This is a genomic window from Actinokineospora baliensis (assembly GCF_016907695.1).
GTDB classification, from domain to species: Bacteria; Actinomycetota; Actinomycetes; order Mycobacteriales; family Pseudonocardiaceae; genus Actinokineospora; species Actinokineospora baliensis.
Map to the genome: position 1 here is coordinate 4793456 of NZ_JAFBCK010000001.1, position 24240 is coordinate 4817695.

Consider the following 24240-nt stretch of genomic DNA (forward strand, 5'->3'; position numbering starts at 1 on the left):
CCGATCCACCTGGTATCACGATGCGTGAACGCCCTTCCCCCGATCGACCAGGCCATCAGGGTTGGTCAGTCACGGTAGGTATGTGCTCGGCCCGGGAAACTTTAGTTTCCTGTGGTAACTTCGGGGCCGAAGGAGGTGCGCCGTGCTCTTGGACACCAGCCTGCCGACGGGCCTGCGCGACGCGGGGATCTCTGTCGAAGCCCCGTGGTGGACGAATCGCCCGTTGCTCACCGGTGCCGGTCGGGCCGCGTTGCGCGCGGTGCACGAGAACAACATCGCCGCGGGGGCCGAGGTGATCACTGCGGCGACGTACCGGTGCGCGGAAGCCGATCTGCTCGGTCTCGGGCTGGCCCCGGGGTCGGGGACGGCGTGGATGGTGCACGCCGCCGTCGGTGTCGCGCGGGCCTCCGCGGGTACCTCGGTCCTGGTGGCGGGGTCTGTAGGCCCCGCGGATCCGGCGGGGCACGGCTGGTTGGTGACGGAGTTGGTCCGGTGTGGAGTGGACGTGGTGTTCGCCGAGTCCATGCCGTCCCGGGCTGAGGCGAGCGTTGTCTTGGAGCACGCGGTGAACGCCGGTGTTCCCACCTGGGTGAGTTTCCACTGCGAGGACAACGGAAGACTCCCGTCGGGTGAGTCCGTTGTGGACGCGGTGGTGGGCGCGTGGGAAGGCGGCGCCGCTCTGGTCGCGCTGAACTGCGGAACGCCTAAGACGGTCGAAGACGCGCTAAAGGCAGTGCGGGAGCGGTATGAAGGCCCTCTAGGTGCCTACCCGGACGTCGACGGTGACGGCCTGATGGACACGCTACTGCGGTGGCGTCTTGACTACGACCTGGCTCTCGTCGGGGGCTGCTGCGGTAGCACTACGGCGCACCTCAAGGCGCCAGCCACGCATTCGTAAGATCCCCGTTGAGCACCGGGTAGGGCTCCCAACCGCGGACAGCGGCGGAGTGGAACCAGTACTGGTGCGCGAAGAGCACCGGTATGACAGCCATGTCCCGTAGTACTTCCGCCTCGACGGCCCGGTATGCGGCGTTGGCCGTTGCCCGGTCGTCGGCGTCGCGGCCTTCGGCGAGTAGCCGGTCGACCCGGGGGCTGGCGTAGAAGCCCAGGTTCCAGCTGCCCTCGGGGCGGCTCTCGAACAGCGGCTGCAGGTAGGTGCGCGCGTTGTCGCCGTGCCAGTCCGGCTCCCATCCGGTGAACGCCAGGTCCCAGTCGCCGCGCACGGCAGGTTCGGCGGACGCGAAGTAGGTGGTGAACAGCTCGTTGATCGACACCGGCACTGGTTTCAAGGTGATCCCTGCGCGGGCGAGGGCCTCACGCATCTCGTGCACCGATTCCGGGTGGATGTCGCGATCGCGGTGCACCATCCGCAGCGTTAGGCCGTCGGGGTAGCCCGCGTCGGCCAGCAGCGACCGGGCGAGGTCAGGATCGCCGGTCGGTGCGCCCTCTGGCAGGGGCGCTATAGGCGTGTGCGCCGAGCACAGCGGCGGCAGGATCCGCCACGCGAGATCGCTGAGCCTAGGCCCGCCCCACACCCGCGACACGGCTTCGCGGTCCAACGCCGCCGACACCGCCCGCCTTACTCCCACCTTGCTCGTGGCGCGGTTCTCGTTGGGGCTCAGCATGTTCACGGCGAGGTAAGGGCTGAACAACCCGGCCGGGTGGATTTCCAGGCGCGGGTCACCGAACAGGCGTGGTAGCTCCACCGTCATCGGCTGGATGTCCCACAACATGTCTACCTCGCCGGAGTCGACCAGTCGGAACGACTCCTCCTCCGAGACCCCCATCCGCACCGAGATCCCGTCCAGGTAGGCCGCGCGCACCGGGTCGGTCGCCGGGTCCCAGGCCGGGTTGCGGCGGAGTTGGATCTCCTTGCCGGGGACGTAGGTCTCCACACGGTAGGGCCCGTTGGACCGCAGTCGGCGCACTACGTCGTCGCTGCCGGGTAGGAACCCGCAGTAGTCGATGGGTGCTGGTGTCGCGCTCGGCAGAGCCAGGATGTTGAGGAAGTCCACCGAGTGCCCCAGGGTGCGTAGGACAACGGTGTCGGTACCGATGACCTCTATGCCCTCCAGCGTTGTGCACTCGATGACCTTCGCGACCTCTGTGGGGTCCACCGACGCCAACCGGTCGCGCAGCTCTGCCAGGCCGCGGATGGTGCGGGCGAAGTAGGTCAACGACGGACTGGGCGCGTCGGGATGCGCCAAGCGCTTAAGGCCACGGGCGATGTCAGTGGCGGTCACGGGCCTGTGGTCGTCCCACCGCACCCCGGGCCGGATCGTGAACACATACTCCTGCCCGCTAGCGTCAAGACGGCCGTTCTCCCGCGTAGGCAACTCTGTCGCCATATCGGCCACGACGACGCCCGCGGCCTCTTGGTCTCGCCCGGCGCGGTAGGTCACCAACTGGCGGGTGTAAGCGCGCAGGATCCCCCTCGTCGCGGTGTGCACGGACAACGCGGGGTCGAGGTTGTCGGCGTCACCGGCGCCGACGAGGGTGAGCGTGCCGCCATAGCGCATCCAGGGGTCCTCTCGGGATCAACTCGAGCGCCGGGCACCGAACAGGCCCCGGTTGAGCACGGGCTTGGCCGTCTCCTGGAAGTCGATGTCCGGGTCCAGGTCGCGGATGGTGCCCTCGATGACCAGCAGCGACAGCAGCGGGAAGATCAACTCTGGGGCGGCGTGCACGCCGTGGCGGCGTTGCAGGTCGAACATCTCGGTGGCGAAGGCGATCAGGCTGAACTCACGGGCGGGTTGCCCGTGGCTGCGCACCACCAGGTCGGCCATCCTGGTGAGGAACCCGGGCAGATCGGCGTCCGGCCGGACCCCGGTGGAGCTGTCGACCACGATCTCGGCGCACCGGTCGCCCCGGCCGACGGCCATGTTGAGGAAGAACTCCGCGAACAGCCGCCGCAACCGGGGCGACAGCTGCACGCTGAACCCGGCGTCGAGCACCACGACCTCGCCGCCGCGGGTGAAGTACAGGTTGCCCGGGTGCAGGTCGCAGTGCACGAACCCGTCCACGAACAGCATGTGGTAGATCGCCCCCAGCGCCGACTCGGCGAACCGGCGCCGCAACGCGGGCGGGCACCCCTGCGCGGTACGCACGTCGAGGTCGGGGATGAACTCCATCGCCACGCACGCTGGCCCCGACAGCTCCGGGTACACCGCAGGCACCCAGACCCGCCGCACCGCGCCCAAGTCGTGGCGCAGCCGCACGAGGTTGTCGGCCTCACGGGGGAAGTCGAGCTGCGCGAGCACGGCCGAGCACATCTCGCCCACGACCTCGGTCACCGGCACACCGCGCAGCACCGGCAGCCGCGCCGCGAGCCCCGAGGCCCGCAGCATGATCCGCAGGTCTGCCTCGAGCACGGGACGGATCTCCGGGCGCAGCACTTTAAGCGCCACTTGGCGGCCTTGGCGGTCGGTGGCCCGGTAGACGCAGGCGACGCTGCCACCCGCGATGGGTTTGTAGTCGATGTCGGGCAGCAGCTCCGGCAGGTGCGGGCCATAGATCTCGTCCAGCAGTTGGCGGCTGCGCGCGGGGTCCAATGGCGGAACGGAGTCTTGCAGTACTTCGAGTTCCGCACACAAGGCCGGTGGGAGGACGTCCCGGCGCGTTCCGAGTACCTGGCCCGCCTTGATGAACGCGGGACCCAGCACCATCAGCAGACGGCTGACCTGCCGGTACAGGTACGGAGTACCTCGATCCCTGCCCCGGACAAGCAGACCAACGCAAGCAGGGACGAGCATGACGACCGCGGTGGCCAGTACCCGCAGCGCTCGGAGGACGTCGCGCATCAGCTCTCCCCGGGGTTAGAAGTGCTGGAATCCAGGTAGCTCCACCGCGCGCAGCTGCAGGGTGGCGTGGTCGCAGTACCAGATGAGGCTGCCGTCCCAGGTCAGGCCGGTCGGGTTGCCCCACACCCGCACCGACACCTGTTCTCGGCGCGCGGAGGTGTCGACGAGCGTGATCATGGAACCCTTGTGGTCGGAGTAGACGACGTAGCCGTCCGAGACCGCGACCCCCGACGGCGGGCGCCGCACCGGGACGCAGTCGATGAGGTGCAGGTCCGTCGGATCGCGCAGGTCGAGCACCTTGAGGTCCTGGTAGCCCAGCCACAGGCCGTCGCGGCACGCCTCCAGCCCGGTCAGCGCGTGCCCGGGGCGCGGGTTGGCCAGCTCACCGAGCACCGCGCCGGTCTCGGGGTCGAGCATCCGCAGGTCCCGGCGGTCGCCCACGACCTGCAGCAGGCACCCGTCGAGGGTGGTCAGGTCGGCGCGGATGTCGGTGCAGTCGATCTGCCCGGACGGCTCGCCGGTCACCGAGTCGATCGCGGTGATGCGGCCGGTGAACGACTCCGAGTACCACAGGTACTCCCCGCTCCAGGTCACCCCGCACAGCTCCAGCGCCTGCAGCGGCAGGTCCCGCACGATCCCGGCGAGGATGGTCACGACGACTCCCGGCGGCTGATCCCGCACTCGAGCTGCCAGTCGGTAGCGACCCTGACGCCCTCCGGGAGCACCACCTTGGCCTGCAGCACGTCCCCGTCGACCACGGGGGTGTGGCGCACCGGCCAGATCCACACACCCCAGTTGCAGCCGGGGTACGAGGGGAAGTTCGACAAGGTGACCCCGGGTGCCAAGGTCGCGGTGAACGACCCCATCACCGCGTGCAGGGTGCCCGGCCGGGTGATGCGCAGCTTGCGGGCCGTGGTGGACACCGCGTTCTCGGTGGACCCCAGGACGCTGTCGCCGATCGGGACCGCCGCGCTGAGCCGTGTTGGGAGGCGTTGGAAGAAGTGCAGGTGCGCGGCCGGTTCGACGTACTGCTGCACTGCGTCGAGCCGGTAGCCCAGGGAGTCGCCGCTCCACACGCCCCAGCCCTCGTCGTCGAACTCGATCGCGGTCAGTGTCGTAGTCAGTCGTTGAGGCACTACGCGCCCGCCTGGCGCCAACGCTCTCTTGGCGACCGCGGCGATGATTTCCGGCATCTCCTCTTCGGGACCGATGTTGCCCATCAGCTCCGAGACGATGACGTCGGCCTTGTGCGGTAGGTCGACGGTCCGGGCATCGCCATGGATGACGGTGAGCTTGCCGCTGAGGCCGTTGTCCTCCGCGATGCTCGCCGCGACCGCCGCGGTCACCGGATCGCCCTCTATGGCATAGACGTGCGACGCGCCGTGCTTGAGTGCCAGCATCCCCAACACGAGCAGCCCGGCACCGACGTCGATGACCACGTCACCGGGTCGCACCGCCCACGCGAGGGCGTCGTCGTAGGCGCGCAACCGGGTCCGGTCGCCGAGCATCGCCTGGTGCATCACCAGCGTGCGGGTGTCCATCCTGGCCTCCATCCCGGCCCACACACGCCTGAACCTCGCCCGGCCCAGGGGAGGGCCGGACGAGGTCAGGGGTGGGATCGGCTCAGACGTTGACGGCGGCGTGCTCGCCGACGATGGACTCGCGCATCACCAGCGACAGGCCGGTGATCCTGGCCTTCTCCACGTCACCGGTGGTCACCAGCGGCGTGCCCTGACCCGACAGGGCCAGGTTCGTGCCCGCGGGCTCCAGGTCGGCCAGGCGGCCGGACAGGTGCACCGGGTTGGTCGAGTACAGCACCTCGTTTGGCGTCACCAGGTCGAACTCGGCGTCGAAGTGCAGCTCCGCCGGGAACCGCACCCGCGACAGCGCCTCCTCGGTGCCCTCGCCGAGCGTGCCGCCGGATGGCTTGGGCCAGCTCGCCCGCAGCATGACCCGGCCACCGAGCTCCGCGCACTCGCCGACCAGCGCCACCCTGGCGATCTGGGCCAGCACGCCGCGGCCCTCGTCGTGCTTCTCCGGGCCGAACAGCAGGATCTCCATGCCCGCCGCCAGCGCGTGGCTGCCCTGCAGGTCCACCCGCACCGTGCGGCCACCGACCTCCAGGGTCAGCGTCGCCTCGGTCGAGGTCTGGATGATCATCGACGGGTCGACCAGCATCGACATGCACGCCGCCGGGCTGTCGGCGAAGAACACCGTCGGGGTGATCCCGATCGGCTGGTTGTCGTCGGTCGAGGGGTACCACGCCTCCGGCAGCGTCGTCCCCCGCACCACGTTCGGCGCCTGCACCAGCTCCATCGGCTGGTCGCCGCGCGGCACACCCAAGTAGCCGCCGGTCAGCGGCTTCTTGAACGGCGGGATCGCGTCCACCACGCCGTAGATGTCGATGACGTTGCGGTGCACCAGCCGCAGCGTGCTGGTCTCCAGGATGCCGAACCGCTGGATGTGGAACTCCGCCGGGAAGTTCTTGCCCGGCGCGATCTGCCGCACGTGCCCGGTGTTGGGCAGCAGCGGGTTGGACAGGATCTGGATCCGGTCGTTGAGCTCGTAGCTGAAGCCCTTGATGCCGACCTCGGGCGCGCTGATCAGCTCGGTGTCGAACACCGACCGCCCGCGCTCGTCGACCCGGTGCTCGAACCCGGGCATCGGCCACTTGTTCATCTGCACGAACCCGGACAGGTTGATCGTCTCGCGCCTGCCGTTGTAGTAGTCGTCGCCGTAGACGATCGTGGCGGCGGCGAGGATGTGCGGGCGGATCGGTTTCGGTGCGAGGTTGAGCGACTCGTAGGTTTCCCGTTCCACGGTTGGCCTCCAGTGAGACAGTGGTTGATCACCGGTGAGCTGGCTGCGCCTTGGCGGGAGCGCGTCCGCCGGGGGTGGACCGGGCTCCGGAGAGGAACACTATATATTTCCGAAGTAAGAGTCAATGCCTGATCGGGGGGTCTGGCTGTCCACAACGGCCTGTTCTGTCCACAGGTCTCGCTTGACCCCCTTGACGCGCAAGGGGAAGCGGTACGCTGGAAGTGGGTGGCCCCCTGGGTGGGCGGGGTCTGTTGTCCGCGGGGTCTGCTCGCCTTCGGCATTGCACTGGATCCGCGATTTGAGTGCAGGCTCGATGTGGTGGACCTGTTTTGCGTGGGGCCCCTACGACAGCCGTGGCAGGACCGCAAAGCAGGGGCCGAAAAGCATGGCCCTGCAGCGAGGCGACGCTACGACTGCCGTCCCCCCACACAAAACAGGTCCACCCCATCGAGCAGATGGCACCAGCGACTTCCGAGTGTCCAGTGGTTGGCAATGCGGCCGGGGCGGGCGGGAAGGCGGTGGGCTGGGGTAGCACCAGCGGCTTCCGAGTGTCCAGTGGCTGGGTTCGGTGGTCGGAGTCGGGTGGTTGGGCTGGCGGGGCTGGCTCGGTGGGTTGGGCTGGCACCGTTGCTTCCGGTGGAAGGGGCGGGTGGAGTGTCCGTTCGGGTCGGCCTGCGGGGTGTCGCGTGGGTGGGAGGGGGCTAGGTGGGGATGAGGGTGATGGCGTTGGCGGCGGTGTCTAGGGCTGGGGGGCAGGACTCGGGGGTGGGGGCGGTGATGGCGACCATGGCGTAGCGGCCCCAGACGTGGCCTTCTGGGGGTGGGGCGACGGTGGTGCCGGGGGTGGCTAGGGGGGTGGCTAGGAGGGTGTTGGGGGGTAGGGCGTCTGTGTCTATGCGGATTTCGGCGATGGTGGTGGGGGCGGGTGGGTAGAGGAAGCGGATGGCGGTGACGGAGGAGTGGGTGGGGGTGAAGGTGGGGGGTCGGCCGCAGGCAATGGCGGCGGCTATGCGGCCTGCGTCTATGCCGGTCGACTGCAGGCCCAGGTAGGGGATGAGGTCGCCGCCCAGGCGGCAGTTGACTTCGATGACCGACCAGCCGGTGGGGGTGCGGCGGAGTTCGGTGTGGGTCATGCCGGAGTCGAAGCCGAGGGCGTCGTGGGCGGCCGCGAGCAGGGCGTGGAGGTCGGGGTCGGTGAACAGGGGGTCGGAGCCGTCGACGATGTGGCCGGTTTCTTCGAAGTACGGGGGGAATCCGCTGGTTTTGCGGGCCAGGAACAGCGGGGTGACCACACCGTCCACAATGGCCGAGTCGACGCTGAACTCCGGGCCGTCTGCGTAGTCCTCGACCAGTACGCCGAGGTTGTAGTGGCGGGCTTGGTCGACGTGTTGGGCTCGGGTGTGGGCGTAGGCGGTGGGCAGGTCTGCGGGGGAGTCGACTTTGGTGACGCCCATGCTCGCGCCCAGTGCCCGTGGCTTGAGGATCACGGGGTAGCCGAGGCCGTCGGCGACCGCCAGGGCTTCCTCCACGGAGGCCACTGCGACGGATCGTGGTTGCGGCACACCGGCGGCGGCCAATGCCGTGCGTGTGCGGTGCTTGTCGCGGCAGCGGTCGATGACGTCCGGTGACACGCCGGGTAGCCCGAGGTGTTGGGCGACTGTGGCCGTGTTGGCCATCTTCAGCTCGTCCCAGCACAGGATGCCGTCGACGTTCCGTCCTGCCGCGACGTCGACGGCCGCTGCCAGAAGCGCTGCGCCGTCGCGGATGTCCACGGCCGTGCTGCCCACCACGTACGGCTTCTCCCACGTCGCCGGTTCGTGGTCGAGCAGCCACACGTCGGTGGTGTCGGCGATCGACCGCAGCAGGTAACCCCGGTGCGGCTCGTACCCGATGCCGACGAGGATCATCAACGGCCGCTCACTCATGGGTGGCCGCCACCGCCCCGTGGAAGACGAACCGCGCGTCTTCGGCTTCCTCGTCCGTCACATCGACCACCACGCGCTGACCGGGCACCACCTCGCCGAAGAGGATCTTTTCCGACAGTTGGTCTTCGATTTCGCGTTGGATGGTGCGGCGGAGTGGGCGGGCGCCGAGGACGGGGTCGAAGCCTCGTTTGGCGAGGAGTTTCTTGGCGCGGTCGGTGAGTTCGAGCGCCATGTCCTTGTTCCGCAGCTGTGTTTCGACGCGGCTGATCATGAGGTCGACCATGGTGATGATCTGCTGCTCGTTGAGCTGGTGGAAGACGATGATGTCGTCGATGCGGTTGAGGAACTCGGGGCGGAAGTGTTTCTTCAGCTCGTCGTTGACCTTGTTCTTCATCCGCTCATAGTTCGACCCGGTGTCGGTGCCGGAGGTGAACCCGAGGCCGACGGCTTTGGAGATGTCCTGGGTGCCGAGGTTGGAGGTGAAGATGATGACGGTGTTCTTGAAGTCCACCGTCCTGCCCTGCCCATCGGTCAGGCGGCCGTCTTCCAACACCTGGAGGAGGGTGTTGTAGACCTCTTGGTGGGCCTTCTCGATCTCATCGAACAACACCACACTGAACGGCTTGCGGCGGACCTTCTCCGTCAGCTGGCCGCCTTCCTCATACCCCACATACCCGGGGGGCGCGCCGAAGAGGCGGGAGGCGGTGTAGCGGTCGTGGAACTCGCCCATGTCGATCTGGATCAGGGCGTCGTCCTCGCCGAACAAGAAGTTCGCGAGCGCCTTCGACAGCTCGGTCTTACCCACACCCGACGGGCCGGCGAAAATGAAGGACCCGGAGGGGCGCTTGGGGTCTTTGAGGCCGGCGCGGGTGCGGCGGATCGCCTGCGAGACGGCCTTGACGGCGTCTTCCTGGCCGATGATCCGCTTGTGGAGCTCGTCCTCCATCCGCAGCAGCCGCGAGGTCTCCTCCTCGGTCAGCTTGAACACCGGGATCCCGGTCCAGTTCGCCAACACCTCGGCGATCTGCTCGTCATCGACCTCGGCGACGACGTCGAGGTCGCCGTCCTTCCACTGCTTCTCCCGCTCCGCCTTCTGCGACAGGAGTTGCTTCTCGTTGTCGCGCAGCTTCGCCGCCCGCTCGAAGTCCTGCGCGTCGATCGCGGACTCCTTCTCCCGGCGGACGTCGGCGATCTTCTCGTCGAACTCCCGCAGGTCCGGCGGCGCGGTCATCCGACGGATCCGCATCCGCGCCCCGGCCTCGTCGATGAGGTCGATGGCCTTGTCCGGGAGGAACCGGTCATTGATGTACCGGTCGGCGAGGGTGGCGGCGGCGACGAGGGCGGCGTCGGTGATCGTGACGCGGTGGTGCGCCTCGTACCGGTCGCGCAGGCCCTTGAGGATCTCGATGGTGTGCTCCAGGGACGGCTCACCGACCTGGATCGGCTGGAACCGGCGCTCCAGAGCGGGGTCCTTCTCCACGTACTTGCGGTACTCGTCGAGCGTGGTCGCGCCGATCGTCTGCAGCTCACCGCGGGCCAGCATCGGCTTGAGGATGGAGGCGGCGTCGATCGCGCCCTCCGCCGCCCCGGCGCCGACCAGGGTGTGGATCTCGTCGATGAACAGGATGATGTCCCCGCGGGTCTTGATCTCCTTCAGCACCTTCTTCAGGCGCTCCTCGAAATCACCCCTGTAGCGGGAACCGGCGACCAGCGACCCGAGGTCGAGGGTGTAGAGCTGCTTGTCCTTCAGCGTCTCCGGCACCTCGCCCTTCACCACCATCTGCGCCAAACCCTCAACCACCGCCGTCTTACCCACACCGGGCTCACCGATCAACACCGGGTTGTTCTTGGTGCGCCGCGACAGCACCTGCATCACCCGCTCGATCTCCTTCGTGCGCCCGATCACCGGATCCAACTTGCCCTCACGAGCAGACGCCGTCAGATTCCGACCAAACTGATCCAACACCAGCGACGACGACGGCGTCCCCTCACCACGCCCACCCGTCTCCGTCGACTCCTTACCACCCTGCGAATACCCCGACAGCAGCTGCAGGACCTGCTGACGCACACGATTCAAATCAGCACCAAGCTTCACCAACACCTGCGCCGCGACACCCTCACCCTCACGGATCAACCCCAAAAGGATGTGCTCCGTACCGATGTAGTTATGCCCCAACTGCAAAGCCTCACGCAACGACAGCTCCAACACCTTCTTCGCCCGAGGCGTAAAAGGAATATGCCCCGACGGCGCGTGCTGCCCCTGCCCGATGATCTCCTCAACCTGCTGCCGCACACCCTCCAGAGCAATACCCAACGACTCCAGAGCCTTCGCCGCGACACCCTCACCCTCATGAATCAACCCAAGCAAAATGTGCTCAGTGCCGATGTAGTTGTGGTTGAGCATCCTGGCCTCTTCCTGAGCCAGAACGACCACCCGCCTCGCGCGGTCGGTGAACCTCTCGAACATTCGCCACTCCCTGCGGGCAGCCGGGCCTGGGGCAGGCGCCTCCTGGGTACGACTATATAAACATGAAGTGACTTTGGGAAGGCTCAGTCCAGGCCGAGCATCCGGATGCACCGACCGGCCGCCGCCAGGTCGCCGGAGACCCGCACGGCGCCGGTGGCGATCATCTCCGCCGGGCTGGTCAGCCTGGCCCCCACCCGGATGAAGGTGTCCGCGTCGCAGGACACGGTCATGTCCGGCTCCGGGGAGGCGCCGCGGGCGAAGCGCACGTCGCCGTCGCGGACCTCGATGACGAAGTCCTGCCCGCCCACCTCGAACTGGTAGGTGTCGTCGACCTCGGGGACCGCCTCGCGCACCACCATCGACTGCACCGCCAGGAATCCCCACTCGGCCCTGGTCGTGCCGCCGCTGTCGTCCTCCCGCAGGAACCCCAGACCCCAGCGCGCCAGCGCCAGCAGCGGCTGGCGCAACTGCTCGCCCAGTTCGGTGAGCCGGTAGCGCTGCGCGCGGCCATCGCCGGGGATCGCGACCTGCTCGACCACCCCGTGCTCGGCCAGCGTGCGCAGCCGCTCGGAGAGCAGGTTCGGGCCGATCCCGGGCATGTTCTCCAGCAGGGCGGTGAACCGGGCGGGCCCGATCAGCAACTCCCGGACGACCAGCATCGTCCACCGCTCGCCGAGCACCCCCAACCCCACCGCAAGCCCACAGCCCCGCCCGTAGTCCTGCTTGATGGCCATGTAGCCCCTCGTCTGGGATCCGTTGTGGTACAAGGGTGTGGTTCTCAACGAGCTTATAAGGCGCGCGCAGCCCCGTCGAGCGGGCGCGCGCCGTTTCGCCCGGTACATCACCAGATCACGGCCGATGACACCCTGATGGAGGACGCGGATGAGCGTGAGCGCGCTGCGAGCGGACAAGCACGAGGAATGGCGGCTCTCGGCGGTGGGCTGGGTGCGCCACCGGGCCAACTTCGCCGACGCCGCGGTGCCCAGCGCCCGCCGCATGGTCGAGTTGGCGCAGGCCAGGCCGGGTCAGCGCGCGCTCGACTTGGCCTGCGGCGTCGGGGTTCCCGCGCACCAACTGGCCGAGGCGGTCGGTCCCACCGGGTACGTGCTGGGACTCGACATCGTCGCGGAGATGGTCGACGGGGCCCGCGCGTGGGCGGCGTCGCGTGGACTGACCACAGTGGACTTCAGGACCATCACCGACGAGCACGATCTGGGCATTGAGCCGGGCAGTTTCGATCTCGGCACGTGCCGGGCGGGATTGCAGTACATGGTCGAACCCGGTGCGGCGCTGCGGTCGATGCACACCGCGCTGCGGCCGGGGGCGCGCATGGTGTCGATGACCGTCGGCTCCCCGCAGCGGTGCACCTCGCTGCGGATCCTCGAGGAGGTGGTGGCCAGGCACATCGAGATGCCCACCCTGATCCCGGAAGCGGACAAGGATGTCCCCGGCACCGTCGCCCTCTCCGACCCCGCCGACCTCGAAGCGCTCTACCGCGACGCCGGGTTCACCGACGTCACCACCGAGGTCGCCGACCACCCGATCGTCGGCGCCGACTCCGCCGAAGAGTACTGGGACGTCTGCGAGAACAGCGCTGGGCCGTTCATCCTGCTGCTGCGCTCGATCGGCGACCGGCTGCGCGCCGACATCCGCGACGACGCGATCGCCACCCTGCGCGCCCAGTTCCCGGACGGGCCCGTGGTGATGACCGGGGAAACCCTGATCACCACCGGGACCCGCTGAACCGTCCCCGGTGGACTCGCCGCGCGGCGGGTCCACCGGGGAGTACGGCGCTCAGTCCAGGTCCCCGACCATGAGGTTGCCCACGGCGTTGGGGTCGTCGCTGAGGTAGAACTCGCGGATCGCCGCGGCGTACTCGTCGCGCTGCACCGAGCCGTCGTGGTCGGTGTCGAGCGCGTCGAACATCCGCCGGGTCTCCTGCTCGGAGATCCCGGACCTGGTCTGCGCGGCGATCATCTCCTCCACGCTGAGCTGGCCGCTGTTGTCCTTGTCCGCCAGGTCGAATACCGCCAGCGCGAACGGCAGTGCCACCTTGTCCACGAACTCCGGGCGCTCCATCGCCGCGTTCCACTCGGTCTTGCTGACCGTGCCGTCGGCGTCGGCGTCGGTGGCCGCGGTGATGTCGGCCCACAGCTGCTCGGCGAGCCCGTTGATCCGGGTCGCCTCGTCGGTCTGCGGGGCCACGTCGAAGGTCTGCCGCCAGATCTCGGCCATCGCGGTGATGTCGTTGCGCTGCAGCACGCCGTCGCGGTCCACGTCGAAGCGCTCGAATGCCTTCTCGTACTTGCGCTGCTGGAGCTGGGTCGCCATCGCACACTCTCCTGTCGGGTCGATCCCACCCGGCGCACGGTCCGGGCGAGCTTGGGTGGTCTAGCTCGGGCGGACGCCGAAGAACCAGGCGCCGGGAGAATCGGGGTCGTCGGAGGTGAAGGCGTCGCGCACGACCGCGACGAACTCGCCGCGGTCGATCCGGCCGTCGCCGTCGGCGTCGATCTTGGTGAACGCGTCGAGCGCGATGTCCCTGGTGAGCCCGGAGGCCAGGTAGACCGCGACGTACTCCTCGGTGCTGATGGAGTCGTCGGCGTCGGCGTCGAGCACCCGGAAGACGGTGTCGGCGATGGGGGCCACGGTCGCTGCGAAGAACGCCTCGTCGTCGACGAGTTCGTCGCGCATGATCCGCACGCATTCCTCGGCCCGGATCGCGGTGACGTCGTCGTCGTGCCGCCGCAGGTGCGCCCACCAGGCGTCGAGCGCGGCATGGATGGTGGTCCAGTGCGGGGACCCGGCGGGCAGCCGCAGCGCGCCGCAGGTGCTCTCGGCGTGTGCGGCGAAGTCGTCTGCCGAGAGGGAGCCGTCGCCGCCGACGTCGAAGATCTCGAACATCGCCTCGAGGTTGCGCTGCTTCTGGCTGGTCACGTGGGGTCCTCCGGGTCGTGGACGTGCGGCCTTGCCGTGGACAGGTGGGTGGGGGTGGTGCCGCAGCAGCCGCCGAGGACCTCGACCCGGTGCTCCGTGCGCCAGCGGCCGAGCAGGGCGCCGAAGTCGGTGGCCGACAACGCGGCGGGCAGGTGCCGGTCGACGGGCCCGTCGGTGCCGGTGCGGTCCTCGATGTTGGGGTACGCGCCGACCGGGCCCGCGCAGGCCTCGCGCAGCACCGGCAGGCAGGCCTCGGTGTCGGCGGGGGTGGTGCAGTTGACCAGCACGGTGTCCGCGCCTGCCCGCTCGACCTCCTGCGCGGCGGGGCCGAGGTCCTCGCCGGAGAGCAGCCGGGCGCCGTCGCGGCAGACGAACGACACCCAGGCGCGGGCACCGGCGGCCAGCGCCGCCTCCAGCGCGATCCTGGCTTCCCGCAGGGTGTTCATGGTTTCCACGAGCACCAGGTCGACCCGGGCGCGCACCAGCGCGGCGGCGAGCCTGCGGTGTTCGGCCCGCAGCACCTCGTCCGGGGGTACCAGATCGGGGCGGTAGCAGTCGGCCACCGGGGCGAGCGACCCGGCGACCAGCGCGGTGCGGCCGGTGTCGGTGCGCGCGGCCCTGGCCAGGCCGACGGCGGTGTCGACGACGGTGGCCTGGTCGGTGCCCAGCCCGCGCAGCGTGCGGTCGTGGCAGCGGAAGGTGTTGGCGGTGACCACATCAGCGCCCGCGCGCAGGTGCGCGGCGTGGATGCCGCGCAGCACCCGCTGGTGGTCGGGGTCGAGCAGGGCGCGGGTGGTCCACCACGGCGCGCACACCGCGATGCCCGCCCGCTGCAGTTCGGTGGCGACCGCCCCGTCCAGCAGGACCGGGGTCGCGGGCGTGGCGGCGGCGGTCATGTCAGCTCGGCGTCGTGGCGCGGATGACCAGGGTGCGGCTGGGCAGCCGGATCACCCCGTCGGGGTCGCGGAACTCGGTGACCGAGCGGGCGATGGCGGCCCACGTGTCCGGGTCGTCGGCGTTGCCGAAGCGCTCCTCGATCATGGCGAGCAGGCCGGGCGGTGAGCAGGTGCGGTAGAACTCGACGTACTCGGCGGTGTCGGTGAGCCAGAACGGGGCGATGGCCTCGGTGATCTCGACGTCGGTGAACCCGGCCGCGCGCAGTTCGAGCTCGGTGCGCTCGGCGTCGGACATGCTGTACGGGCTGGGTTCGCCCGGTGGCGGGGTCGGCAGCGCCAACCGCTCGGCCAGCACCCGGAAGCCGCGGGAGATCATCGGCGCGCCTGCGGGCTCGCCCCACACCGACGCCGCCAGGGTGCCTCCCGGGCGCAGGACCGCGGCGACCGCGCGGAACGCGGCGATGTGGTCGACGGCGAACATCAGCCCCCACCGGCTCAGCACCGCGTCGTAGCCGCCTTCGGGCAGGTCGAGCGATTCCACGTCGCCCTGGCGGACCTCCACCGGCGCGTCGGCCTCGCCGAGTTCGTCGGCGGCGCGCGCGGTGGCGATGGCGACCATCTCCTCGGCGAGGTCGATGGCGGTGACCCGCCCGGTGGGGCCGACGACCCTGGCGACCCGCAGCGCGGGCTCGCCGATACCGGTGCCGATGTCGAGCACCCGCTGCCCCGGCCGCAGACCCGCTTCGGCGATGAGCCGGGCGCTGATGGCGGCACCGCCGCGCTCGAACTTGTCCTGCCAGGTGAGCCAGCCACCGCTCATCGCGTTCCAGTTGGCCCGCTGGGTGGCTTTGAACCGGCCGGGTTCGAACTCGGTGGTGGTCACCTGGATAGCTCCGCTCCTCGTGTGTCGATCACGAAATCGTTCGGTGGCGCACTCGGTCGGGTTGTTCTCAGGTCGGGTCGGTCTCAGGTCGCGGCGGCCGGAATCCGCTGGGCGGTGCCGGAATGGACGTGCGGTTTCGCCGGGATTTCGCCCGCGCGGTGAGAAAGCCGGTCCCCGACCCGCCGGAAATGATGTTACTCCGGCCGCATCCGCCCGCAAGTCACCAGATCAAGCGCGTTATCCACCCGATCAGCCGAATGCGCGCTACCCACGGTGGGCGATCTGTTCGGGTGTTGTGCTCCATCGCTCACCCGGATTCCACCAACCACAGGTTGGACAGGTCGAACCAGCGGTCCACGGTCGGCATGGCGATGGCGTTGCGCACCCGGGCGCCGCGCAGGTGCGGGATGGTCGGGGCGTGCACCAGCACCGGCACGATCGCCGCGTCGCGCATGATCGCCGCGTCCACCTCGTGCCACGCCGCGCCGGCCGCCTCGGGCTCGGTGATCGACAGCGCCTCATCGATCATCCGGTCCACCTCGGGGTTGCTGTAGCAGCCGTAGTTCCCGGTGCCGTGCACGGCGTTGGTCTGGAACATCGGCTGCAGGAAGGCGCGGCCGTTGTCGCCGAACCAGTCCGGTGTCCACGCGGCGACGGCGATGTCCCAGGTCCCGGCGCGGGCGTTGGCGGGGTTCTGCAGGTGCGGGTAGTGCTCGGCGTGCCCAAGGCCGACCATGCGCAGGGTGATGCCGATCTTGCCGAGGTCGATGGCCAACTGCTGGGCGACCTCGGGGTTGGCGTCCATGTCCCGGTGCACCACGGTCAGTTCGAGGCCGTCGCCGTAGCCCGCCTCGACCAGCAGCGCGCGGGCGCGTTCGGGGTCGCCCGCGTCGCCGGGCGTGGGGTAGGGGTCGTAGTCGCGGTAGCCGTAGTTGCCCGGCGGGATGGCGGTGTGCGCGGTCCACATGACGGTGCCCGCGGCCAGGTCGTCGAAGATCTTGATCATCGCCGTCTTGTTGACCGCGTAGGCGATGGCCTGGCGCACCTTGAGCTTGGTGACCGCGCCGCCCGCGTTCGGGCTGACCATGTTGAACGCCAGGTACGGGTTGACCGCGTAGCCGAGGTTGTCCGCCGGGTCGTCGGGGTTGATGTCGTAGGGCTCGGTGACCGGCGACGCCCACGACAGGTCGGCGGCCCCGGAGCGGATCTCGCGGCCCACGTCGGCGGGGGTGGCGGCGCGGTCCATGGTCACGTGCACGCCGTCGAGGTGCTGGCAGCGGACCGGGTCGGCGGCCTTGTCCCACGCCGGGTTGGGCTCCATGTGCAGCATCTCGCCGTGCACGTACTCGGTCAGCCGGTACGGGCCGCACGAGCGCACGCCGCGGCGGAACTCGTCGCTGTCGGGCAGGAACGCGTCGTATTCGACCGGCGCGGGCGAGGTGAACGCGGTGGCGAGGATGTGGATGAAGTCGGTCGCCGGGCGAAGCAACCGAAATCGCAGGGTGCGCTCGTCGAGTGCGGTGATGCCCGTGATCTCGTGTGCATTCTGGAATGCGGCCAGATCGGCGGGCGTCGGGTCCTGGGGTGTCGCCGCGGTGTACGCGTCGCAGAATTCCTGCATTCCAACCAGGGTGCTGGTGAAATAGTGAATCGCGCCGCTGCGCAGCACCGGGTTGGCCATCCGCTTGAAGCCGCGCACGAAATCGGTGGCTGTGACCTCTCGCTCCGGGTTGGTGTCCCAGCGGACCCCGGGGCGCAGGCGGACGGTGTAGGTGAGGCCGTCGGCGCTGACACCGCCATTGGTCGCGGTGGGGATCTCGACGGCGACATCGGCGACCGGGTTGAGGTCGCGCCAGTCACGCAGGCCCTTGATCGGCGGGTAGGCGAACAGCTGCCGGGTGAACAACCGGATGATCTGCCCGGAGAGCATGAAGAACGAGCTGGCCGGGTCGACGTGGTCCATGCTGCCGGGGCCGTAGAGCCGCAGCACACCGCCGCGGCGCGGGAGGTCGTTCATCAGCGCACCTCGCTAAGGGGGCTTCCAGTGCTTTCGGGGCGGGGCGACGGAAGGGACGCGGCGACTGCGGTGAGGTCGGGCAGGCCGCCGAGCGCGGTGAGCACGGCGACACCGGGCGGCGCCGGGGGAGCGCAGTACCGCAGGGGGATCACGGTCGCCGCGGACAATGCGTGCTCTTGAGCGGCTATCAGCGCGGGAACCGAGCGAGCTGGGTCGTCCATGGCGGCGAGCGCGGAATGCGCCAGCGCGGTGCCCGCGGGGTCGCCCAGCAGCAGCGGGAGCAGGAACACGCGCGCGTTGTCGTGCGCCCAATCGGGAAACCAGGTGGCGAGCAGCAGGTCCCAGCCCGAGTGGTCGCCGGTCAAGGCTCGCTGGTGCTGCTCGTGCGTCATCGGTCGCGAGTGGACAGTCATGCCCGCCGCGGTCAACCCCGCCGTCACCCGGGCCGCGCAGCCCGCGTCGGTGTCCAAGTGCGCCAAGGTCAGTGACAACGGCGCGGGCAGAGCACCGCGGGACCTGGTACTGCCCGGCTGGTGACCGTCGTTGCCCGGCGGGATGATCGTGTCGGCGATGCGGTCGAGGGTGCCGGCGATGGCGAGCCTGGCGGTGTGGTCGCCGAGCGGGCCGCCGGTGTTGGCGGTCAGGTACTGCACGCCCTGCAGGGCAACACGTGGCTCGCCCTCGGCGGTCAGGTCGATGTCGGCGGCGGTATCACCGGGGTCCACCGTGACCAGCTCGGCGGACCTGCCGCGAACCGGATCGGACTCGGGGCGCCAGAACGGGTTCGGCTCGAACCGCAGGACACCGTCGACCACCCCGGCCAGCCGGTACGGACCCGTGGACCGCAACGCCGCGCGGGCCTCGGCACTGTCGGGCAGGAACGCGTCGTACTCGATCGGGACCGGCGACGCGCACGGCAGCGCGAGGATGTCGATCAGGTCCGGCGCCGGGTGGTCCAGCTCGATGACCAGTGTCCGCTCGTCCAGCGCCAGCACCCCGGCGATGTCGTGGGTGTTGGCGTGCTCGGCCAGGTCCGCCGCGGTGCGCAGCGACGACGGGTGACCGTCGCGGTAGGCGGCCATGCCGCGGATCGTGGACAGGAAGTACGGCAGCGCGGTCGAGGTGTGGAACGGCGTGCACAGCCGCTTGAGGCCACGCACCACATCGCGTGTGGTGACCGGGCGGTCGACGTCCCAGCGGGCGTCCGGGCGCAGGTGGATCACGTACGAGGTGCCGCGCGCCCCGAGCCCCGCGTTGTAGATCGACGGGACCGCGGTGGCCAGGTCCGGCACCGGGGCCACCGACTGCCAACTGCCCGGGGCGGCGTCGGAGCGGTAGGTGAACAGCTGCCGGGTGTGCAGCCGGGTCAGCGCCGCCAGCGGGTGGCGGTGCGCGGCGACCGGTTCGGGCAGGTCGGTACCCGCCCGCAGGCGCAGGTGTCCCATGGTGGTCCTCACGACATCCGCTCGGCGAGCCGACCCATGACCTCGACGGCCCGGTCGATCTCGGCGTGGTCGTTGAACAGGTGCGTGCACAGCCGCGCCGCGTAGTGCTGGTGCGGCGAGCCCTCGACGTCGAACTCGGTCCAGCGGGTCCAGATCCGGTGCTCGGACTCCAGCCGGGAGACGAACTCGGCGATCTTCTTGACGTTCCACGCGTCGGCCGGGTCGCGCAGCGGGTGGAAAGCGATCAGCGGGGACCGCAGCCGCTCGTCGGCGCCGGGGGAGTACATCGCCGCCGTGCCGAACCGCTCGGTCAACCGGGCCCTGGCATGCTCGGCGAGCTCGAACACCCGGCGCTCGATGCGGTCGCGGCCGATCTCGTCCCACAGCTCGCACGCCCTCGCCAGCGCCGCGCCCCTGGCGATGCTGGCGCTGCCCGCGCTCTGCAGGAAATCGCCGATGTTGCAACTCTCCACCGACGTCGTGCTGCGCGGCGGCGGCGTGCCCTGCATCGGGTACCACGTGGAGATGATCGGCCAGAACGTCGGCAGCGGCAGCGGGTTGTGCTCGGCGTGGACCTTGTTGCGCACGTACAGCAACCCGGTGCCCAGCGGCCCGCACTGGAACTTCGACCCGGAGCAGGAGATGAAGTCCGCGCCCAGCGCCCGGAAGTCGCAGTCGAGCATCCCGGCCATCAGCGCGCCGTCGATCACCGTGGTCAACCCGTGCCGGTGCGCCAGCTCGCACAGCGCCCTGATCGGCAGCATCGTGCCGGTGAACAGGGTGATCCCGGCGAAGGCCAGCACCTTGGTGCGCGGGGTGATCGCGGCCTCGAACCGGGCGATCACCTCCTCAGCTCGCACGTCGTGCCCGGTGGGCAGGGTGATGGTGTTGACCACCACGCCGTGCCGGTGCCGCAGCAGGTTCAGGTTCGACAGCACCGAGTAGCACTCGTGGCTGGTGGTCACGACCTCGTCGCCCGCGCGCAGGTCGAGCCCGTGGATCACCCTGGCCATGCCCTCGGTGGCGTTGTGCGTGATGACCATCTCGTCCTGGTCGACCCCGTACGCCTTGGCGATCGTCGCCCGGTGCTCGGGGTAGAGGCCGGGCGGGTAGACGTCGAGCAGCCCGCCGGTCCACTCCCGGGTGACCCGGTCCACCGCGTCCAGGACCTCGTGCGGCATCGCGCCCACCGTGCCGGTGTTGAGGTGCACCGCGTCGGGGGGGAGGGCGAACAGGGAGCGGATCTCGTCCCACGAGCGGGCGCGCAGGCCCGCCTCCATCACGTCCACTGGGTTGTGTCCCCTTCTAGGCCGATCAACCGACGATGTCGCGCAAGTCGAGCGCGCGGGCCCGCTTGCCGGGGAAGTCGCAGTACCACAACAGGTTCCCGTCCCAGGTCATCCCGGTCGGGTTCCCCTCCACCACAACGGAACCGAGCTCGGCACCGGTGGTCGGGTCGGTCGCGCGGACGCGGCGCTCGACGTAGTCGCCGTGCACGACGACCCCGTCGGCGTAGGTCAGGCCGGACGGTTCGGTGCCGCCGACGGGGTGTTCGACGAGCACGGCCATGGTGGCGTAGTCGCGCAGCTGCAGCACTGTGGGACCGCGCAGCACCATCCAGATGCCGTCCGGGGAGTGCTCGATCCCGGTGAGCCTGCCGTTGGCGGGCGGCACCTCCCGCCGCTCTACCTGCTCACCGGTCTCCCGGTCGACGAGGATGAGCCGCTTCGGGCGGAAACCCACCTGGCACAACAGGTTCCCGTCGAAGGCGAGATCGGCGCGCACCGACTTGCAGTGCAGAGTCCGCACGACCGAACCGTCGGCGGGGTCGAGGGCGTAGATCTCGCCGGCGGGCTGGTCCGAGTGCCACAGGTGGGTGCCGTCCCAGGTGAGCCCGCACGGGTAGTCCCCTGGCAGCGGGAGGGTGCGGCGGACCGTCGGCGTCACCACCGCACCGTCACCACCGCCACTGCCGACTCCCCAGCGTCATCCGGGCACGATTACTTCAGGAACATAGCACGACAATCGGTTCCTTGGTCATATCAGGCGGAACTGCTATACAAGCCAGGAGTGGCGTTTCGGGAGTGAGGGGTGAGTCGGATGTCGGAACAGGTCATCGACCAGGTCGGCGAGTACTACGACGACATCGGCGAACTCGTCGAGCTGGTCGGCGGCAACCTGCACGTCGGCTACTGGGAGTCCGATGAGGACCGCACTCCGTTCCTGGAAGCCATGCAGCGCCTCACCTTCGAGGTCGGCGCCCGCCTCGAGCTCACCAGGGGCCAGCACCTGCTCGACGTCGGCTGCGGCGTCGGCGAACCCGCGGTGCGCCTGGCCCAGCGGTACGCGGTGGCGATCACCGGGATCACCGTCAGCCACTGGCAGGTCGCCGAGTCCGCCCGCCGCGTCATCGCCGCCGGACTGCGCGGGCACGTCCACACCCGCTACGCCGACGCCGCCGACCAGCCCTTCCCCGACGCCGCCTTCGACGCGGCACTGGCCTTCGACTCACTGCCCAGCGCCCAGGACAAGTCCCGCTGGCTCGCCGAGGTCCACCGCGTCCTACGCCCCGGCGGCCGGTTCGTGTTCACCGAGTACCCCCGCACCGCCGACCTCACCGACGACGAACGCGCGATCCTCACCGCCAACACCATCCACACCCCACCGGCCACCCTCGCCGAGTCCACCGCCCTGGCCGAAGCCGCCGGGTTCCGCATCCTGGCCGCCGAAGACTGGAGCGACCGAGTCCGCCGCACCTACGACGAGTTCTTCGCCGCCCTCACCACCCAAGGCCCCGCCCTGGCCGAGGAGTACGGCGCCGATCGAATCGCCATGTTCACCACCGGCATCACCACCATGTTCTCCCTCTGCCAAGCCAAGATCGGCTACCACGTCATCACCTGCACCAAGCCCGCCTGAGGGCTCTTCTGGGCCCACCCAGCACTACCCTTCCTCGCTCGGCCCGGCCACCACTCCCGGCCTATCCGCAACCTGTCCCAGTTGTCCCCGGCCTTTCCACAACCCACCCAGGCATCCCCAGGCCATCCGCACCTACTCGACCGCCCCCAGGCCTGGCCACCACCGCCTAGCCGTCCTGGCCTGTCCACAACCCACCGAGCTGTCCCGGCGTCCATTCACAACCTGCTTGGCCAGCCCTGTCTGTCGACTGCCCAACTCCCTGGGGCTGTCCGCAGCCCGTCCCACGCTATCCACAACCCACCCAGGTCTCCCCAGGCTCATCCACGACCCGCTCACCCGTCCCGAGCCTGCCCACAACCTGCCCAGGCATCTTTGGCCCATCCACAACCGGCCCAGTTGTCCCCGGCCTATCGACCGCCCAGCCCTCCTCGGCTGTCCAGCGGCTCCGGGCGCACCACAGCCCGCCCGGCCGTCCCACGCCCTTCCACAACCTGCTCAGCCGTCCCGGGCCTTGTCCACAACCCGCTCGGCCATCCCTGGCTCATCCACAAGCGGCCCAGCCCTCCCCGGCCTGTCCACAACCCGTACAGCGCTCCCCAGCCACCGATCGACAGCCCTTTCCGCTGTTCTCCGCCGGTAGGCTGGATTCGGGGGCTGCTCAGTTCGCCCGGCCGAACGCTCAGACCTCGAAGCGGCGGCGGGGCACCATCGGCAGGGCGTCGACGGGCATGGTCAGGGCCACCTTCGGTCGCGGGGTGTGTCCCGGCACCGGTTCCAGGCGCCAGCGGGCCGCGATGGAGGCGAGGGTCAAGGTCATCTCGGTGAGGGCGAACGGCTCGCCGATGCAGGTGTGGTTGCCGGTGCCGAACGGGATGTAGGCGCCGCGGGGGAGGGCCTTGGCGTTGTCGATCGACCAGCGGTCCGGGTCGAACCGGCTGGGGTCGTGGTGCAGGGCGGGGTTGTGGTTGAGCGCGTGCGGGCTGTACATGATCGCCGCGTTCGCTGGGATCGCGTAGCCGCCGATGGTGGTCTCGCGGGTGGTGGTGCGGCTCAACGCCCATCCCTGGGTGCGCAGGCGCAGGGTTTCGCTGATCACCTGCTTGGTGTAGGTCAGGCTGGCCAGGTCGACGTAGGCCGCGGCGCGCCCGGCCAGCACCCGGTCGGCCTCCGCGCACAGCTTGGCCTCCACCTCGGGGTGCGCGGCGACCTCGTGGCAGGCCCAGGCCAGCGTGTTGGCGATGCTCTCGGCGCCCGCGATGAAGATCGTCATGACCTCGTCGTGCAGCTGCGCGTCCGACATCCCCCCGTCCTCGGCCAGCACCAGGATCGACAGCAGGTCACCCCGGTCGACCGGGGCCGCCCGGTAGGTCGCGATCACGCCGTCGATGACCCCGCGCAGGTACCGCTCGGCCGCCCGGTAGCGGCGGTTGGCGGGCACCGGCAGCCTGGCCAGCAGGCCGGTCGGGTCCATCACCCGCAGGTACAGGCCGTTGAGCACGGTGGCGGTCGCCTCGCGGAACAGGTCGGCGTCGACACCGGTGTCGGCGGCGAACATCGCCCTGGTCAGGTTGGTCAGCGCCAGGTCGGCCAACTCCCGGTGCACCTCCACGCGCTCCCCGTCGCGCCAGCCGCCGAAGCGCCGCTGGGCCTCCTCGGTGATCAGCGCCGCGTATCCCACGATCCGGGAGTGGCTGAACGCGGGCTGCATCAGCGCCCGCTGCCTGCGGTGCAGATCCCCGTCGGAGATGCCGAGGCCGTTGCCGAACATCGCCCGGAACCGCTCGGTGATCGGACCGCCCTTGCCGAAGGTGTCCGGGTCGCGCAGCGCGGTCCTGATCAGCGCGGGGTCGTTGATCACGTACACCGTCTGCCTGCCGAGCCGGATCCCGATCACCGGGTCGGTGTCCTGCAGCGAGAGCAGGAACTCGCGGGGCGCGCGCTTCATCAGAAGGGCGTGGCCGAGCACCGGGACCGCGCCGGGGGCGATGGCGGGGGTCAGCACGTCCGTCACGGTCACCGCGACACCTCCGGGGAAGGGGATTAACTCCTATAATGTATAGCGCTGAGGTCAATCCCGACCCCGGTCGGGTGCTGGCGTTCTTCCCGGTGTCCCGTCCTTCCAATGGGGCAG

At 69.7% G+C, this 24240-nt stretch carries 20 protein-coding genes; 3 read left to right on the top strand and 17 right to left on the bottom strand.

Annotated elements, in window-relative coordinates:
* Positions 1–142 precede the first annotated feature (142 nt).
* The gene (locus JOD54_RS21940; RefSeq protein WP_204452637.1) at positions 143–898 is read left to right on the top strand and encodes a homocysteine S-methyltransferase family protein; all 756 of its coding nucleotides are present in this window, start codon (positions 143–145) and stop codon (positions 896–898) included.
* Here the strand turns inward: JOD54_RS21940 and JOD54_RS21945 are convergent.
* The 8 genes from JOD54_RS21945 to JOD54_RS21980 all read right to left on the bottom strand — a co-directional run bounded on the left by JOD54_RS21945 (position 873) and on the right by JOD54_RS21980 (position 11746).
* Positions 873–2519: an ABC transporter substrate-binding protein gene (locus JOD54_RS21945; RefSeq protein ID WP_204452638.1), complete on the bottom strand. Its 1647-nt coding sequence runs from the start codon at positions 2517–2519 to the stop codon at positions 873–875. The two genes, JOD54_RS21940 and JOD54_RS21945, sit on opposite strands and share 26 nt — an antisense overlap.
* A gap of 18 nt (positions 2520–2537) precedes the next feature.
* Positions 2538–3800 carry an ABC1 kinase family protein gene (locus JOD54_RS21950; RefSeq protein ID WP_204452639.1) on the bottom strand — a complete coding sequence of 421 codons (1263 nt, stop codon included), beginning with the start codon at positions 3798–3800 and terminating at the stop codon, positions 2538–2540.
* Between the two features lie 15 nt (positions 3801–3815).
* Positions 3816–4454 (bottom strand): NHL repeat-containing protein, encoded by a 639-nt coding sequence (locus tag JOD54_RS21955; protein WP_204452640.1) that lies wholly within the window; start codon positions 4452–4454, stop codon positions 3816–3818.
* Complete coding sequence (locus JOD54_RS21960) at positions 4451–5341, bottom strand: class I SAM-dependent methyltransferase (RefSeq protein ID WP_204452641.1); 891 nt, start codon at positions 5339–5341, stop codon at positions 4451–4453. Before JOD54_RS21960 ends, JOD54_RS21955 begins: the two co-directional genes overlap by 4 nt.
* Before the next feature lie 82 nt (positions 5342–5423).
* Complete coding sequence (locus JOD54_RS21965; protein WP_204452643.1) at positions 5424–6620, bottom strand: DUF6004 family protein; 1197 nt, start codon at positions 6618–6620, stop codon at positions 5424–5426.
* A 701-nt stretch (positions 6621–7321) separates the two neighbouring features.
* Complete coding sequence (locus JOD54_RS35200) at positions 7322–8545, bottom strand: ATP-grasp domain-containing protein (RefSeq protein ID WP_204452646.1); 1224 nt, start codon at positions 8543–8545, stop codon at positions 7322–7324.
* Positions 8538–11012 carry an ATP-dependent Clp protease ATP-binding subunit gene (locus JOD54_RS21975; RefSeq protein WP_239574947.1) on the bottom strand — a complete coding sequence of 825 codons (2475 nt, stop codon included), beginning with the start codon at positions 11010–11012 and terminating at the stop codon, positions 8538–8540. The genes JOD54_RS35200 and JOD54_RS21975 overlap by 8 nt, the downstream gene beginning before the upstream one ends.
* A gap of 83 nt (positions 11013–11095) precedes the next feature.
* Positions 11096–11746 (bottom strand): winged helix-turn-helix transcriptional regulator, encoded by a 651-nt coding sequence (locus JOD54_RS21980; protein WP_204452648.1) that lies wholly within the window; start codon positions 11744–11746, stop codon positions 11096–11098.
* A gap of 148 nt (positions 11747–11894) precedes the next feature.
* Between JOD54_RS21980 and JOD54_RS21985 the strand changes: the two genes are divergently transcribed.
* On the top strand, positions 11895–12755 hold the full coding sequence (locus JOD54_RS21985; protein ID WP_204452650.1) for a class I SAM-dependent methyltransferase: 861 nt from the start codon (positions 11895–11897) through the stop codon (positions 12753–12755).
* 51 nt (positions 12756–12806) lie between these two features.
* Here the strand turns inward: JOD54_RS21985 and JOD54_RS21990 are convergent, their stop codons facing one another.
* From JOD54_RS21990 to JOD54_RS22025, 8 genes are all read right to left on the bottom strand, one after another.
* Positions 12807–13343, bottom strand: coding sequence for an EF-hand domain-containing protein (locus JOD54_RS21990; protein ID WP_204452652.1), 537 nt, complete (start codon positions 13341–13343; stop codon positions 12807–12809).
* Positions 13344–13403: 60 nt separating this feature from the next.
* The gene (locus JOD54_RS35710) at positions 13404–13949 is read right to left on the bottom strand and encodes an EF-hand domain-containing protein (RefSeq protein ID WP_204452655.1); all 546 of its coding nucleotides are present in this window, start codon (positions 13947–13949) and stop codon (positions 13404–13406) included.
* The gene (locus JOD54_RS22000; protein ID WP_204452657.1) at positions 13946–14845 is read right to left on the bottom strand and encodes a homocysteine S-methyltransferase family protein; all 900 of its coding nucleotides are present in this window, start codon (positions 14843–14845) and stop codon (positions 13946–13948) included. The genes JOD54_RS35710 and JOD54_RS22000 overlap by 4 nt, the downstream gene beginning before the upstream one ends.
* 1 nt (position 14846) lies before the next feature.
* On the bottom strand, positions 14847–15728 hold the full coding sequence (locus JOD54_RS22005; protein ID WP_204452659.1) for a class I SAM-dependent methyltransferase: 882 nt from the start codon (positions 15726–15728) through the stop codon (positions 14847–14849).
* A 307-nt stretch (positions 15729–16035) separates the two neighbouring features.
* Complete coding sequence (locus tag JOD54_RS22010; RefSeq protein WP_239573466.1) at positions 16036–17745, bottom strand: ABC transporter substrate-binding protein; 1710 nt, start codon at positions 17743–17745, stop codon at positions 16036–16038.
* Entirely contained in the window at positions 17745–19190 is a 1446-nt protein-coding gene (locus tag JOD54_RS22015) for an ABC transporter substrate-binding protein (protein ID WP_204452661.1), read from the bottom strand. The genes JOD54_RS22010 and JOD54_RS22015 overlap by 1 nt, the downstream gene beginning before the upstream one ends.
* Before the next feature lie 8 nt (positions 19191–19198).
* Positions 19199–20470: an aminotransferase class V-fold PLP-dependent enzyme gene (locus JOD54_RS22020; RefSeq protein ID WP_204456447.1), complete on the bottom strand. Its 1272-nt coding sequence runs from the start codon at positions 20468–20470 to the stop codon at positions 19199–19201.
* Between the two features lie 34 nt (positions 20471–20504).
* Positions 20505–21137, bottom strand: coding sequence for an NHL repeat-containing protein (locus tag JOD54_RS22025; RefSeq protein ID WP_307860207.1), 633 nt, complete (start codon positions 21135–21137; stop codon positions 20505–20507).
* 153 nt (positions 21138–21290) lie between these two features.
* On the opposite strand from JOD54_RS22025, the gene JOD54_RS22030 reads away from it, so the two are divergent.
* On the top strand, positions 21291–22109 hold the full coding sequence (locus JOD54_RS22030; protein WP_204452666.1) for an SAM-dependent methyltransferase: 819 nt from the start codon (positions 21291–21293) through the stop codon (positions 22107–22109).
* Positions 22110–22788: 679 nt separating this feature from the next.
* On the opposite strand, the gene JOD54_RS22035 is transcribed toward JOD54_RS22030, so the two are convergent.
* A complete protein-coding gene (locus JOD54_RS22035; RefSeq protein ID WP_204452668.1) occupies positions 22789–24126 on the bottom strand; it encodes a cytochrome P450 in 1338 nt (445 codons plus the stop codon).
* Positions 24127–24240: the final 114 nt, after the last annotated feature.